13 protein-coding genes and 1 pseudogene are annotated in these 14,736 nt (G+C 55.8%); 3 read left to right on the top strand and 11 right to left on the bottom strand.

The annotated features are described in order from the left end of the window. Positions 1-191 precede the first annotated feature (191 nt). Positions 192-3,080, top strand: a complete 2,889-nt coding sequence (locus tag E4021_RS17315; protein ID WP_136460679.1) for a T9SS type A sorting domain-containing protein — start codon at positions 192-194, stop codon at positions 3,078-3,080. Positions 3,081-3,265: 185 nt separating this feature from the next. Here E4021_RS17315 and E4021_RS17310 read toward each other — a convergent pair whose 3' ends face one another. Beyond that, positions 3,266-4,546, bottom strand: coding sequence for a dicarboxylate/amino acid:cation symporter (locus E4021_RS17310; RefSeq protein ID WP_136460678.1), 1,281 nt, complete (start codon positions 4,544-4,546; stop codon positions 3,266-3,268). A gap of 184 nt (positions 4,547-4,730) precedes the next feature. On the opposite strand from E4021_RS17310, the gene E4021_RS17305 reads away from it, so the two are divergent. Together E4021_RS17305 and E4021_RS17300 are read left to right on the top strand one after the other, a co-directional pair. Next, positions 4,731-5,192 (top strand): GreA/GreB family elongation factor, encoded by a 462-nt coding sequence (locus tag E4021_RS17305; protein ID WP_136460676.1) that lies wholly within the window; start codon positions 4,731-4,733, stop codon positions 5,190-5,192. Between the two features lie 427 nt (positions 5,193-5,619). Continuing rightward, positions 5,620-7,182 carry a right-handed parallel beta-helix repeat-containing protein gene (locus tag E4021_RS17300; RefSeq protein WP_136460674.1) on the top strand — a complete coding sequence of 521 codons (1,563 nt, stop codon included), beginning with the start codon at positions 5,620-5,622 and terminating at the stop codon, positions 7,180-7,182. Between the two features lie 61 nt (positions 7,183-7,243). Here the strand turns inward: E4021_RS17300 and E4021_RS17295 are convergent, their stop codons facing one another. From E4021_RS17295 to E4021_RS17250, 10 genes and pseudogenes are all read right to left on the bottom strand, one after another. Beyond that, complete coding sequence (locus E4021_RS17295; RefSeq protein WP_136460672.1) at positions 7,244-7,807, bottom strand: PIN domain-containing protein; 564 nt, start codon at positions 7,805-7,807, stop codon at positions 7,244-7,246. After that, complete coding sequence (locus tag E4021_RS17290; RefSeq protein ID WP_136460670.1) at positions 7,797-8,267, bottom strand: helix-turn-helix domain-containing protein; 471 nt, start codon at positions 8,265-8,267, stop codon at positions 7,797-7,799. The genes E4021_RS17295 and E4021_RS17290 overlap by 11 nt, the downstream gene beginning before the upstream one ends. A gap of 222 nt (positions 8,268-8,489) precedes the next feature. Beyond that, positions 8,490-9,164, bottom strand: a complete 675-nt coding sequence (locus E4021_RS17285; RefSeq protein WP_168797671.1) for a class I SAM-dependent methyltransferase — start codon at positions 9,162-9,164, stop codon at positions 8,490-8,492. An 81-nt stretch (positions 9,165-9,245) separates the two neighbouring features. Beyond that, the gene (locus E4021_RS17280) at positions 9,246-10,457 is read right to left on the bottom strand and encodes a GAF domain-containing sensor histidine kinase (RefSeq protein ID WP_136460666.1); all 1,212 of its coding nucleotides are present in this window, start codon (positions 10,455-10,457) and stop codon (positions 9,246-9,248) included. 392 nt (positions 10,458-10,849) lie between these two features. After that, on the bottom strand, positions 10,850-11,131 hold the full coding sequence (locus E4021_RS17275; protein ID WP_262712784.1) for a DUF86 domain-containing protein: 282 nt from the start codon (positions 11,129-11,131) through the stop codon (positions 10,850-10,852). Between the two features lie 36 nt (positions 11,132-11,167). Further along, a complete protein-coding gene (locus E4021_RS17270; protein ID WP_246050323.1) occupies positions 11,168-11,692 on the bottom strand; it encodes a nucleotidyltransferase family protein in 525 nt (174 codons plus the stop codon). Positions 11,693-11,900: 208 nt separating this feature from the next. Beyond that, positions 11,901-12,614, bottom strand: a complete 714-nt coding sequence (locus E4021_RS17265) for a CBS domain-containing protein (RefSeq protein WP_136460660.1) — start codon at positions 12,612-12,614, stop codon at positions 11,901-11,903. Between the two features lie 323 nt (positions 12,615-12,937). Further along, a pseudogene (locus E4021_RS18635) lies at positions 12,938-13,612 on the bottom strand (SDR family NAD(P)-dependent oxidoreductase); the annotation flags it as partial. A 498-nt stretch (positions 13,613-14,110) separates the two neighbouring features. Then, positions 14,111-14,467: a 5-methylcytosine restriction system specificity protein McrC gene (locus E4021_RS17255; RefSeq protein WP_136460658.1), complete on the bottom strand. Its 357-nt coding sequence runs from the start codon at positions 14,465-14,467 to the stop codon at positions 14,111-14,113. A gap of 46 nt (positions 14,468-14,513) precedes the next feature. Beyond that, positions 14,514-14,736, bottom strand: a 223-nt coding sequence (locus tag E4021_RS17250) for an ATP-binding protein (protein WP_168797656.1), incomplete at its 5' end; no start/stop codon positions are given.

The following is a 14,736-nucleotide window of genomic DNA, read 5'->3' as shown; positions in this document are numbered from 1 at the left end:
TACACCGACCCATTCCCCGCCCGTCACCCCCGGGGATATTAACGACGTCTTCGCTGGTCTGACTGGATGTGAGCGCGCTCCGTCCGTCACGTCCTTGGTCTGCGTACCGCGGCTGTCGTACCAAGCTGGTCCCGCCCCGGGGAGCCGGCCCGTACCGCTGTTTGTGATGCCTCACCCGAAAACACTACACGATGGAAGCCCGAAAATCTACCCTACAAGTGCTGCTCCTGGCGGTCTTACCCTTCTTTTTCGTCAGTCTTTCGCCCGTCCGTATCGAGGTATGTACCATCAATAATGTACGCCTGGGGGGCCAACCCGGCGATCAGTACATCGGACCTACCTGCGACAACGACGGCACCTACCGCAGTTGCTTTTATATAAGCGGTCCGGATCTCCCCACCAATGCGGCCGCCTATACCGTCACTATTGAGGGCGTACCGTACACGGTCGCTTTCCTGCAGGTCATCGGTCCACAGGAGGTGGTAGTCTGTGTTCTCGGCGTGCCAGGCGATGGCACCCAGAATGTCGACGTGACGGTAGATGCGGGCGGTGGCTGTACCTACACCGCCGTCGATTTGATCGACGAGCCCAAGTGCACCTGTGACATCACCGACGTGCGCGTGGGCGGACAACCCGGTGACCAGTACATCGGGCCCACCTGCGACAACAACGGCACCTACCGCACCTGCCTCTATATTACCGGCAGCTTCCTGCCCACCAACGCCGCGGCCTATACCGTCACCATAGATGGGGTGACCTACACCCCGGCCTTCCTGCAGGTGATCAGTGGACAGCAGGTGGTGGTCTGTGTCCTGGGCATACCCGGTGACGCCACCGCCGCCGTGGACGTCACCGTCGACGCCGGCACCGGCTGCTCTTATACGGCTACCGCCCTCTTCGACGAGCCCAAGTGCACCTGTGACATCACCGACGTGCGCGTGGGCGGTCAGCCCGGCGACCAGTACATCGGGCCCACCTGCGACAACAACGGCACCTACCGCACCTGCTTTTATATCACCGGCAGCTTCCTGCCCACCAACGCCGCGGCCTACACCGTCACCATAGATGGGGTGACCTACACCCCGGCTTTCCTGCAGGTGCTCAGTGGTCAGCAGGTGGTGGTCTGCGTCCTCGGCGTGCCGGGGGATGCGAGCACGGATGTGGACGTCACCATAGACGCCGGCAACGGCTGTGCCTACACAGCCACCGATCTATTTGATGAGCCCAAGTGTACCTGCGAGATCACCGACGTGCGCGTGGCCGGGCAACCGGGCGACCAATTCATTGGACCTACCTGCGACAACAACGGCACCTACCGCACCTGCTTTTATATCACCGGCAGCTTCCTGCCCACCAACGCCGCGGCCTACACCGTCACCGTGGACGGCGTGACCTACACCCCGGCCTTCCTGCAGGTGCTCAGTGGCCAGCAGGTGGTGGTTTGCATTCTGGGCGTGCCGGGAGATGCGAGCACGGATGTGGACGTCACCATAGACGCCGGCAACGGCTGCGCCTACACGGCCACTGACCTCTTTGATGAGCCCAAGTGCACTTGTGAGATCACCGACGTGCGCGTGGCCGGCCAACCGGGCGATCAATTCATTGGACCCACCTGCGACAACAACGGCACCTACCGCACCTGCTTTTATATCACCGGTAGCTTCCTGCCCACCAACGCGGCGGCCTACACCGTCACTATAGATGGGGTGACCTACACCCCGGCCTTCCTGCAGGTGCTCAGTGGCCAGCAGGTGGTGGTCTGCGTCCTCGGCGTGCCGGGGGATGCGAGTACCGACGTTGACGTCACCATCGACGCCGGTAACGGATGCACCTACACGGCCACTGACCTCTTCGACGAGCCCAAGTGCACCTGCGAGATTACTGGCTTGCGCGTGGGCGGTCAGCCCGGCGACCAGTACGTTGGGCCCACCTGCGACAACAACGGTACCTACCGCACCTGCTTCTACGTCACCGGTAACTATCTGCCCACCAACGCGGCGGCTTACGAGATAGTCATTGACGGGGTCTCCTACCCGGTAGCCTTTACTAAGGCTATCAGTACGCAGGAAGTAGTGATCTGCGTCACGGGAATACCCGCCAACGGCACGAAGGGCGTTCCCGTGTACGTGCGGCTTTCCGGCGACCCGGAATGTGAAATTCGGGTCTGTCCGCTGTACGACGAGCCCCTCTCCTGTCCGGGCGGCAACTACCCGCCGGATCCCATTGCCGGACCCTGGTCGGCCAAGGCCATCGGCGGGGCCGGTGGCGGAGTTACGTTTGATGCTTGCGATCCTGACCAATTCACCATCACCGCCACGGGCGCTTCCAAGAAGAACCGCGACGAACAGCAGTTGGTGTATCAGGAGATTTGCGGCAACGCCGAGATCATCGCCCGGGTGCGCAGCCAGAGCGGCATCGGCTGGGTGGGCCTTGAAATGCGTCAGAACCTTTCCGACAATTCACCCATGGTGCTCCTGATGCGCAAGCGCAACCCGATCGTGCGGGGCGAATACCGCCTCAGCAGCGGGGGCAAGACCGAATTTACGCAAGACAACCGGCGGCACGACAGCTGGCTCCGGCTGGTCCGCATCGGCAATACCTTCACCGGATATACGTCCCCGGACGGCAAAACCTGGAAGCTGCTCTTTACCCAGACGGTGGTTATGACAAACTGCATCAAGGTAGGCCTGTTCGTCGAAAGCCTCAACGACAAGCAGGTGACGGTAGGCGTATTCGACGAGGTTACAATATCCAACTCGCCCTCGACCCCGCTTGCTGCCCCCGCCGCGCCCGTGGCCGTTCTGCCCGCTTCGCCGGTAGCCGCGTCGCTGGATTTCGACCTCTACCCTAACCCCGCCCATGACCGGGTGACCGTCGGCCTTGCCGCCTTCGCCGGCCAGCCGGTGGTGGTGGAATTGCGCTCCCTGACCGGGGCCGTGATGCTTCGCCGGAGCCTATCCGCGGATGATTCCCCCACCGCCACCCTCGAGGTAGACCGGCTGCCGCCGGGTGCCTATCTGGTCTCGGTGAGTAGTCCGACCGGACGGGCAGTAAAGAAACTGGTGGTTGGGGGTGAGTAGGGGCTTGGAAATGACCGTAACGGGTTGAGCCCCTCTAGGGGCGATCGCTGGAGTGCATTCTAAACCCATTCCGGTAGCAGTAAACCATCGGGCCTGGAGGCCCTCAACCCGCTTAGGTCGAGACCCTGTGGGTCGAGATAACAACTCGGCCGGCACGGCCTCGACCTAAGCGATGTACGCATCCATCAGCGCGCAATGGAGGCGACGTCCAACTTCCCTACGGAATTGGCTACGGCCATCGATACCGTGGCGTCGCCCGTCACGTTGGCGATGGTGCGGCACATGTCCAGGGGGCGATCGACGGCGAAGATCAGGGCGATGCCCTCAACGGGGATACCCGCCTGTCCGAGCACGATGACCAGCATCACGATGCCGGCGCTGGGAACGGCCGCCGCACCGATCGACGCCATACTGGCGGTAACGATGATGCCAAGTTGGGTGGTCAGGTCGAGCTCCAGTCCAAAGACCTGGGCGACGAATACCGCGGCGACCGCCTGGTGCAGACTCGTGCCGTCCATGTTGACGGTCGCGCCAATGGGCAGCACGAAACTGGCGACGTCCTCCGACACGCCCAGGTGCCCGGTGGTGCGTTCCAGGGTCACGGGCAGGGTAGCGGCACTGGAACTGGTGCTGAAGGCCAGCAACTGCGCCGGCGCAATGCCACGGAAAAAGGCCCCGTACCCAACGCCCGTGAACAGGCGGACCAGCAGGGGGTAAAGTCCCAATATCAGAATGGCCAGCCCCAGCAGTACGCAAATGCTGTACGACAGCAGCGCCGCGAACAGATCGGCGCTCGGGGCCTCGACCACCAAAGCCGCCAGCAGCGCGAATACAGCGTACGGCGCGGTGGCCATCAGCAGGTCGATCAACTTGAGCACGACCTCGTTCACGCCGTCGAAAAAGGCCTTGACGGGCCGCGCCTTGTCGGGGGGAATCAGGATGAGTCCGATGCCGAAGAAAACGACGAAAAAGATCACCTGCAGCATATTGCCGTTGAAGGAGGCCGCGCCAACGATGTTATCCGGCACCATGTCCACGAAGAAGCTCAAGGGGCCCTGGTCGGCCTGGGAAGTAGCGATCTCGATCCGCTGGGAGGCGTCGTTGGCGTAGGCGGCCAGCAGTTTCTCCCGCGTTTCCGGGGAAACGACCTTGCCCGGATTAACCAGGTTGACGATGCCCAGGCCAATCGTAACCGCGGTTACGGTCGTCACCAGGAAAAGGCCCAGTGTGCGACCACCGATCCGCGAAAGTTGGGAGATGTCCTGCAGGTCGCTGATCCCCTTGATAAGGGAGGCAACGATGAGCGGGATGGCAATCAGCTTAAGCGCGTTGATGAAGATGATGCCGAAGGGCTTGATCCAGTCCACCACGAATTCCGTGGCACCAAACGCACTGGCGGCAAAGCCGAACACTACGCCCAGTACCATGCCGATGATGATTTTCCAGTGTAGGGCTAGCTTCCTCATAGGGTTTCGTGAATGGGTGAATTCGTGAATGGGTGAGTTGGTGAAGAAGCTGCCGCACGTTTCTGCTCGCTAGCGCTCGTGTGGGACAAGGGGTCAAGGGCTACCGCACGTCTCTGCTCGCTCGCGCTCGTGGGGCAGGAATCGGAGGTAAAACTACGTTGGGGGAGTGGTATTATTACGGCCCGTGTCAGACAACCAAAGCATAAAGTCCCAACTCCATCAGGCCTGCGTCGCCGACACCGACCGCCGCATCGCTACCCTCCAGCATATCCTGGACGGGATCAATACCGCACGCGAAAGCGAAACCAAAAGCAGTGCCGGGGATAAATACGAGACCGGCCGCGAAATGCTGCACCGGGAGGAAGTCCAGGCCCACCGACAACTGCTGCAGGTGATGCAGGACCAGCACACACTGGCGGCCTTGAAACCGCAGGATAACCACGACCGCGTCACCCAGGGTAGCCTGGTGGTCACCCAACACTGGAGTTACTACCTGTCCGTAGGTCTGGGCAAAGTCAAACTGGAGGACCAGGTGTATTTCTGCATCTCCGCACAGTCGCCCATTGGGCAGGCCTTCCTGAACCGCGGGGTAGGGGAGACCGTCACCTTTAACGGGACCACGCATACCATCGAGGGTATCTTCTAGGGCGGAACCTTTGCCGGCGAGCGCGGGATCCCGGGATTTTCGTGGCACCTGCGCTCCGGCGCCCAAACTAGCAGCATGCCGACTGAAGTCGGCGCTACCAACCAGCCGCACAAACTAGCAGCATGCCAACTGAAGTCGGCGCTACAAATCTGCCGCACAAACAAGCAGCATGCCGACTGAAACCGGCGCTACCAACCAGCCGCACAAACTAGCAGCATACCGACTGAAGTCGGCGCTACCAGCTAACCGCACAAACTAGCAGCATGCCGACTGAAGTCGGCGCTATTAACCAGACAGCCAATCAGGCAGCATACCGACTGAAGTCGGCGCTACTGAGCAGTAACCAGCAAATTCCAGCCGCCGCGCCCGCCAGGCCTCGCCGAAACGAGTACCTTAAGCTGCCCCCGCAGCCTACAATGTTTCCACCATGCGCTATGTCCTGCTACTGCTCTTCGTATTTGTCGCCGTTACCGTGTCGGCCCAGGAGATTGTGCCCGCCGAACCGGATTCCCAGCAAGCAGCGGCCATCCGCCAACGGGGCTACGTGACCTACCGCGACTTCGGCGCCGCGGACGACGGCACCACCGACGCCAGTGCGGCCATCTGGGCAGCGCACGCCTACGCCAATCGCCACGAACTGCCGGTGAAGGCCGGGGAGGGCACCTACTACATCGGCGGGAAGGACCGGACCGTGGAGGTACTGACTTCGACCGACTTCGGCACCGCCACCTTCCTCATCGACGATACGGCGGTGGACAACATCTCGGCGCCAATATTTCTGATTGGCTCGCGGGAGGAGACCTTCGTACCCGAGGGCATCACCCGCCTGGGGCGCGGACAGGAAACCCTCCCGATCAAGCTGCCCGCCGCCAGCCTGGTGACGGTGACCAACGACTCCGTGCGCCACTACATCCGCTACGGACTGAACCAGGACCGGGGGGCGGCGCAGACCGATATCTTCGTCGTCGACGCCGAAGGGAGGGTGGACCCCCAAACGCCCATCATCTGGGACTTCGACCGCATTACCGAAATTACCGCCCGCCCGATCGAGGAGGACACCCTATACATCACCGGTGGACGCTTCGTCACCGTAGCCAACCAGGCGGAATCGAAATACACCTACTACGCCCGCAACATGGTGGTCGAGCGGTCGCGGGTGGTGGTCGACGGCCTCACCCACCTCATCACCGGCGAAGGCGAGCACGGGGCGCCCTACGGCGGCTTCATCAACCTGCGCAACTGCGCCTACGTGACGGTGCGCAACTGCGTACTGACCGGCCACAAGACCTACTCCACCATCGGCTCGGCCGGTCGCCCGGTGAGCATGGGTAGCTACGACATCCTGGCCAACGGGGCCCTGAACGTCTCCTTCGTGAACTGCACCCAGACCAACGACATCAACGACCGCACCTACTGGGGGATCATGGGCTCCAACTACTGCAAGAACCTGGTCTACGACGGCTGTGTCCTCTCCCGCTTCGACGCCCACAAGGGGGTGGCCAACGCGACCATCCGCAACTCCACCCTCGGCCACATGGGCATCAACGCCATCGGCAGCGGCACCCTGACCGTGGAAAACACCACCGTGCGCGGCGGCCGCTTCGTCAACCTCCGCTCCGATTACGGCAGCACCTGGCGCGGCCAACTGTTGCTGCGCGACTGCACCTTCGTACCCACCAACGGCGGCGCGGCGGTGATCGACGGCCACTACTCCGGACAGCACGATTTCGGCTACGTGTGCTACATGCCGGACACCATCACCATCTCGGGCCTCCACATCGACGATGCGCACCTGTCTGCCGACTACCCGGGCCCGGCCTTGTTCGCCGACTTCAATCCCGAACGTACGGACACCACCTACACCGAGCCCTACCCCTATATCCTTACCGAGCGGGTGATCCTGCATGACGTCACCACCGCCAGCGGAAAGGCGCTGCGGATTAGCGAGAATCCGGTGATGTTTTTGGGGGTGGAGGTGGTGGGGGAGTAGATTGTCCCACAGGCAAGGTGAAATGCTGACCAAAAACCTTGCCTATTAATTATACAATGCCCTACAACAAGGCATGCAAATAATTCGCGGTATCCACCAGCCCGTTGCGCCGCAACGCTTGTAGCACCTCGTATTCGTCCTGATCGGGATTGCGACGGTAGAGTACCAGTTCACGGAAGGCTTCTACGGCTCGATTCGGTGCCAGATCGATGGTTTCCGCCAGAAATTCATCTGCGCTTTTTACCGAGAGCCCGAACCGTTTTAGATAATCCTCTGGGAAGTCCTTTAAGTTATTCGTTACGATTACGTTGGCGTTCACCTTGATCGCGGCGGCGAGGACGTGACGATCTTTTTGATCGGGTAGGTCGAGAGTATCAATCAAAGGCTCATAATTTTTGACCATTGCATCGGGAAACGCAGCTGCAACTCGCGCTAACCGTTTGGCAATTTCAGCTTCAGCCACTTCTCGACGTCGCATGACATCTTCCCATTCCGAAAAAATGTGCTGACTCCACTTTGGGGTGTAAAGGTCATGGTGTGCAAACCAAAATAGCAGATCCCGCACTTCGATGGGAAAGATCACATTGGTATCCAGTACTGCGGTGAAGCGTTTGCTATGTATCATACAAGCCGGAGTCTTCGTCCGCCTTCATCATCTCGATCAGGTGTTGCTTCTGCTCCTGTTTCATTCGCTGGCGGTAGGCGTGCACGTCTTCAAACTTGATGCGGCGATGCTTTCCCACTTTGGTAAAGGGGATTTCCCCCTTCTCCAATAGCTTGACCAGGTAGGGTCGTGAGCAATTGAGAAAGTCGGCCGCCGCCTGGGTAGTCATTTCTGCGGCAATCGGAAAAACGGAGACTGCCTGCCCCTTACTCAGTGACTTCAAGACGTCCCGCAGCAGTTCCAGGGCACTACGGGGCACAGTGATTCGCTCCCCGGTTTCCTCGATCTCAATCTCGGGGGATTCAGTGCGCAACTGCTTCAGCGCTTCGGTAAGGGCGTCATAGGAGGTGAGCGCCAGTTCCTGATCCTGTTTGGACGGTTTGGTGAAAGAATCGCCGTTGCTGTAGGTCAGATTAGCCATAGTAGGGGAGGTACAATTGCGAAGTTAAACGCAATAATCGAAACAAACAAAATAAACGAAAGGTTGTGGCGGCGGGGCGCGGGTGCAAAACCCAATCCCAAAAGCCAAGATTTATCCGTCGTCTTTTGCGAAGGCTTCCGGGCCTTGGTGGCCCAGGTTTCGGTAAGATTGATCGAAGTTGAAGGCCAGCGCCAACCCTCATATCAAAATACATTCTGTCTTCTACTCCGGACGGGCAATAAACACCTCAAACAGCACCACGGGAAACAGCAGCTTTTTCAGGATAGTTACCCGCATCTCCCTTTCAAACGCTGCCTTTACGTGGGCGATATTCGTGACGTGGTAGTCTCCCGTGAACCGGTTACCGGCTAATCTCCGTCCGATTTTATAGAACAGGTTCTCCGTCGGTCCCGACACGACAACTACACCATCGGGCTTCAGTAACCTCCGAAACTCCACAACGTAGGGATCGAGATCACTGATGTGCTCCAATACATCTAGGGCAAAGATTACGTCAAAGGAACCCTCCTTCAGTCCGCCGGCAAGGATGTCCCCCTCTACGAATTCGATGCTGGAGGGAAAGGCTACCTTCTCCCTCACCACATCCAGTGGCCCGAAATTCACGTCGCACGCCGTAACCGAGCACCCATCCTGCGCCAACAAATAACTCAGCACGCCTGACCCACACCCAAAATCAAGGACATTTTGGCCCCCTTCCCGGCTTCCAGCAAAATCATACGCCACCCTGATCCGCTCCCAAAACAACCAGTCGATCAGCGGATTTGGGTGGGCGTAGGCGGGCAGGGCGGCCTCGCCGATTTCGTAGCTGTCGCCTTCTGACAGTATTTGTCGGAAGGCGGTCTTGAATTTTTGCTTGTGGAGGTTGAAGCTGGTCATTGGGTTTTTCGCTGTTTGGTGGGAATGACGCATCACTGCCCAGCTGCCCATTCCCTACTCCCTATCCACGCAAAGCGGCTTTTACCTCGAAGGCAAATAGAACTTAAAAGTCGTCCCTTCATTCTCTGCCGATTCCACTTCTATCCTGCCCCCCAGATCGTTTATCAATTTTTTCACGATGGCCAGCCCGACTCCCGAGCTATGCTTCATACAGCTGCTGCTTTGGTTGACCCGATAAAACAGATCAAAGATGCTTTCCAGTTTATCCTTTGGAATGCCCATTCCGTTATCGCTGACTTCAAATTTGTATTCTTCGCTACCCATTTGACGACAGCTGAGCGCTATCCTCCCTTCGGATTTGTCGTTGTACTTAATGGAGTTAGAAACCAGGTTAGCAAAAATTTGCCGCAACGCAGTTGGGGACGAAAAAACGGACGGCAGGTCGGGGGAAATGACGATTTGAACCTGTGGCGAAGTATTAATACTTCTCACAATTCCGGGTAGGAAGGTATTGAGATCGATTAACTTTCTGTCGCTTTCAAGGTAATTTACCGCCTTCGAATACTTTAAAATATTGTCGATCATTTGCTCCAGGCCGGTAGCAGAGTCTCTGATGAGGTCGAGGCATGACTGGGATTCCGTGGACCACGTACATTCCGTATCCTCCACGAAAGCTTCCACCATTTGCGTAATGCTGTTGAGGGGTGACTTTATATCGTGGGATACGATGTAGGAAAAATCTTCCAGGTTTTGATTGATCCGCTTCAGTTGCTCCTCCGACTCCTGGTACTGAAAGACTTTCTTACGCAGTTCCATAAGCTGAACCACCTGATTGGCCAGGGCTTCCAGGGATTCTTGCTGCTCCGGCGACAGATTACGCGGACGGTCGTCAAGAACACACAGGGTGCCCACCGGTAGCCCTTCAGTGGATAGCAGCGGAACACCAGCGTAAAAATGGAAATTGGCAAATTCACCGGTAGTAAAGGGATTGCCCTGAAACCGCTCGTCTTTGAGGGTATTTTCTACAATTGTGGGATGGTGCGGATCGAGAATACAATGCGCACAAAACCCCTCGGTGCGGGTCGATTCAGATGCTGCCAGATTGTAGGTGGATTTAAACCATTGGCGGTCATTGTCAACCAGGGTAATCGTAGACATCTTTGCTCCACAGACCTGAGTGGCCAACTTTGTAATGGCGTCGTATTCCTTTTCAGGCAATGTGTCCAGAAGCTGGTATTCCAGCAGGGCTTCCTGCCTGGCTGCTTCGTTGTCTGGCTTTCCGGCTGCGATCACAATTTTGCTATTGTAAGTTCAGGCAATATGAAAATTGTGAGACTGCAGCATAGGAAGAGGTTGAAAACTTACGATTTGGTAGTGTTGGAGCGAGCAAGCAGTTAAAGGTAAGCATTTACCTACACTGCCCCTCACCAAAGGTGAAGAAAGGTGGCTTTCCGCCCTGCGGCTGGCACAAGTGTAGGTTTCTCCAGGGGTGCAACCGCTTGAAAGTAGAGATCCTCGTTGGCTTTTCTCGTCTATAGCTACGCGACCGGCAAGGGGAGGGAGCCCTTACACACAACTGAAACGGGATCCTGACTCAGCTGAACATCCTGTATGACGACCGGTGGCAGTTGGCCCTGAGAGCCGGGCACCACCAAAACCCCAATCATAAATGATCCTTGGATCGACTAAAGTTTGCTGATACTATCCCTTAAATCCTTTAGGTGCTTCGTAGCAATAACATAAATTACCACATCATCGACCTCGTCGTATCCGTGGATTATCTTATTCCGGGTAGCTATTATTTTTCTTGCATCGGGTATTTCGATATCCGGGTAGGCTTTCAGGATTCTATTCATCGCCTCACCGATGATTTCAATCTCCCGTTCGATAGCCCTGCGAAGCATTTTGTGCTTGAGATATTCATCGAAGGAATTCACCTCCTTCATGAACTCACCTACCGTTTCAATGGAATTTTCAATGTCAAATAGCGATTGTTAATCCTGTTATCCATCAATCTTTTCTGAGAATTGAAAGATACTTTGCTTCGTCCTATTCAGCTCCTCCTTGAAAAACGGATTTTTCAAGCTCCTTTTGGTCGTTATGTCGACGGGTCTGTCGAGAATAGTTTCTAGCTCCGCGTGCAGGGCAAAATAGTAATCCGCATACCGCTCCAGACTTATGTTGCTTTCGTCGAAATCGACATACACATCCACGTCACTGCTGGCAGCAAACCGTTCTTCCTCGAGAACTGACCCAAAAACGGATAGCTCTTTGACAGCGTATTTTCTACACGCCGCGGCAATTTGACCAATGTTTTCTCTAATCAGCGTGTGCATGGTTAATGTCGGTGCGCCAATCGCTTGACGATGATGGTAGCTTTTTAGGTAACGCTTTTGACAAGAAAAAGGCTGTTTGCTGATGACTACCGTACGTCTCCCCTTAGCCGCAAACCGCTCGAAAGCTGATTGCCCGTTGGCTTTCTGGCCGTGGCAGCTGAGAGTCTTGTACCGCCGGCCGGAATTGAACACCAAAACTGGAACCGTATCCTAGCTCAGCTGGCTATCCTTTACGACGACCGGTGGCGGCTGGCCATATGAGTAGGACGATAGCTTCCCCCCACAACAAAAACATCTCGTAGCGCACCTAATTAAAATTTCCAAAGATCACGAAAACGCTCTCGTCTCCCGCTTTCCAATCTACCTGGCCTCGCCGAGTAATCCATCAATCCACTCCATCTTAAGAAGCAGATATGACCTCAGAGGCTACGTCTTCGATGGTAGCTAGCCCTAACAACGTTTCTGTTGGCTTCCCTGATTGGGTGATGAAAAGAACGTCCAGCCGCCTGTTGCTTTTCTCGACATGTGTGGTAAATATTTCATATGCCTCAAAAACAGACGTATCCCTTGAAATGAATTCGTAGTTCTTTGGACTTTCTATCTCAGATAAAAAATCCTCCACTTTTACTTCATCAATAATTACTGTTCCGTTGTCCTCTACTTGACTTGACAGCCACCTGGCGATGGTGTTAGTATTGATTAATTCAATAACGCTCCCATTTTCATCGAGTACTGGAAATTGTGAGAAAGACCAACGCTTCATTTCGATCAAAATGTCATTGATATATTCGTCTTTTCGGGCTCCTAACACATCGAACTGAAAGGTCGGTATAACCTTTTTTGGATTTGACAGCTGGTTGTATATCTTTTCGATCTCCCTGACGGTAGCATCATGAGGGTCCGCAATCGGCTTCCCATCTATCTTTGGATTGTGGACGATAGCGTTTCGCAATTCGCCCATGGAAATCAACCGGCCACGATACCGTCGTACGACAGCGTTCTTGCTTTGCTTTACTTTCCTGGTAAAAGAATCATCGGCATCATATTGGCCCGATTTCCGAAGTAGGTTATCGATCTTATTGTAAATATCGATAAACACCTCTGCATTACTCATTGGTCCTGACGATTGGTTTATTTGTTGTGTATCTGCATGGCTGTCGCAGCAGCACTACTTAAGCGCAACTAATTTATATTTTTCCAAGATTTCGCGCAACCATTCAGTTGGGTTTTAAGGGCTGTTTGGCAAAAATCTTAAAAAACGACATCACGCTTTCTGACAACTCCAGTTTGAGTGCTCCATACCATGCACTGCAGAATCGTGCAAGAAGTTGGTCGCCTTCCTAGTATTTCGCCACGGTGCTGGGGGAAGTAGTCCAGTTTTCGAATAACTCCCTCGGTGGTCTACTTGAACTGGCATTTCGAGCCACCCAAACCGTTGACCAGGGAAGTATTGGAAGCCTCGGGGTGGCAGACGTACACCTTCACCTTCCGATTGGCCACCGCGATCCGCCGTTGCAACTCGTAGGCAAACATCATCTGGGCGAGTTTGCTGTGGCAGTAGGTCGTATTCGGGTGGTAGTTCGCGTCGAAGTTCATGTCGTCGTACTGGATAGTCTTCAGTCCCATCTTGTACCCCTCGCTCGACATGACCACGATGCGGCCCCGGGATTCCTCCACCCGCCCAAACAACAGGTTGGTCAGAAGAAAGTGACCATAGTGGTTGATGCCCAACTGGCTCTCGAACCCGTCGACGGTAAAGGACTGCTTCGCCACCTAGGCCACCGCCGCGTTGCAAATCAGGGCGTCGATCCGGGGTACCATCCGCAGGACCTCTGCGGCCGCCTCCCGGACGGAGGAAAAATCCGCCAGGTCCATCCGGGTAAAGGAAACCCTGGCGTTGGCGCCGAGCTCTTTCCGCAAATCCGCCATCGCCCGCTCGGATTTCTGTCGGCTCCGGTTCAGCATCACCACCGCGGCACCCTTCCTCAGCAGTATCCGCGCCGCCGCAAAGCCCGCTCCCGTGTTTGCTCCGGTGGTGAGGTAGGTTTTGCCGGCTGAATTTCCCAGGCGTTCGGGGGTCCACCCCTGCTTGCCAAATCCTATAGTATTCATGGTTATTCCAGTTTGGTTATAAGAACACCTTAAAATTAGGATTGCACCAAGCGGGCGCCTTATACGGATTTTCGTAGGATGGATAGATTTTGGTTTAAGCGGTGGGGGCAGATGATGTTGCTAGTTTCTACCTCCTCCGTTGCGCTTATGGGCGTTGCGAGTAGTAGCGTCGCTCGCCTGCTCCTTTTTTGTCTAGTGGGCCGTGGCTGGCAGGTGGGAAAAGCTTTGGCACCACTGAGTATGCATCAATACTCAAGGAAATTTGGATTCTGACTTAGGTGGCCAGTTACGACGGCCGTTTGCGGTTGGAGTTGTAAAAAGGGTTAGCATACTCGCGCTGTAGAAAAGCAGGTGATACAACTTCTTAAATACTCCTCCGAGCTAACTGATGAGTTATGTTTATATAGTTTGTCGACTTGTGTAACACGACTGGCAGCCTTGCGCCACCTCACATATGATAAATCATAATTTTATACAAGATTTAAAGCTGCAAGCCCCTTACGCTACCACCGGCCCCAAAATCCCCTCAATCTTCCTGATCAATTCCCGCCTAGTCTTTGCAAACAGTTCTCTTAGATCCGTCACACCACATAAGTCAGCAGACAACAGCCCCCTTTCGATAATGGGTAATTGGAAAGCCCGGATAGTTATTTCCCGCCCGCCGGCGAGGGCATCCTTGATCGTGAGCTCCGTTTGGGCTTCCTGGCCTTGGCAGAGGGTATTAGGGTAGAACAGGATGATTTCATCGACCTCAAATCTTACAGCGTAGGCAAGCATTTGGTAAAGGTCATTCTGCGATATGCCCTTCTTCGGATCTTGCTCGTCTGCGTATTCCGATCTATCTGACCCCTCCATTCCGGTGCTTTGCCCCCCCCTGTGGATAACTCGCGCCGTTAATGGATTATAAAGATAGGTGATCCGGTCGTTTGCGTAGGCTTTTGCCCTTGAGTTCGATCCGGTGAGCCTTTGGTATCAGGCGATCCAGGATGGCGTCTGCTACGGTCGGTTCGTCCAGATAAGCGTGCCATTTGGCTACGGGTAGCTGGGAGACGATCACCGTGGCGGCTCGTTCGTAGCGGTCTTCAAGGATCTGTAGCAGCAGGAGTTTTACCGGGTGGGTGATG

Source organism: Neolewinella litorea, from assembly GCF_004803465.1.
Classification (GTDB): domain Bacteria; phylum Bacteroidota; class Bacteroidia; order Chitinophagales; family Saprospiraceae; genus Neolewinella; species Neolewinella litorea.
This window is presented reverse-complemented; position numbering and strand designations above follow the sequence as displayed.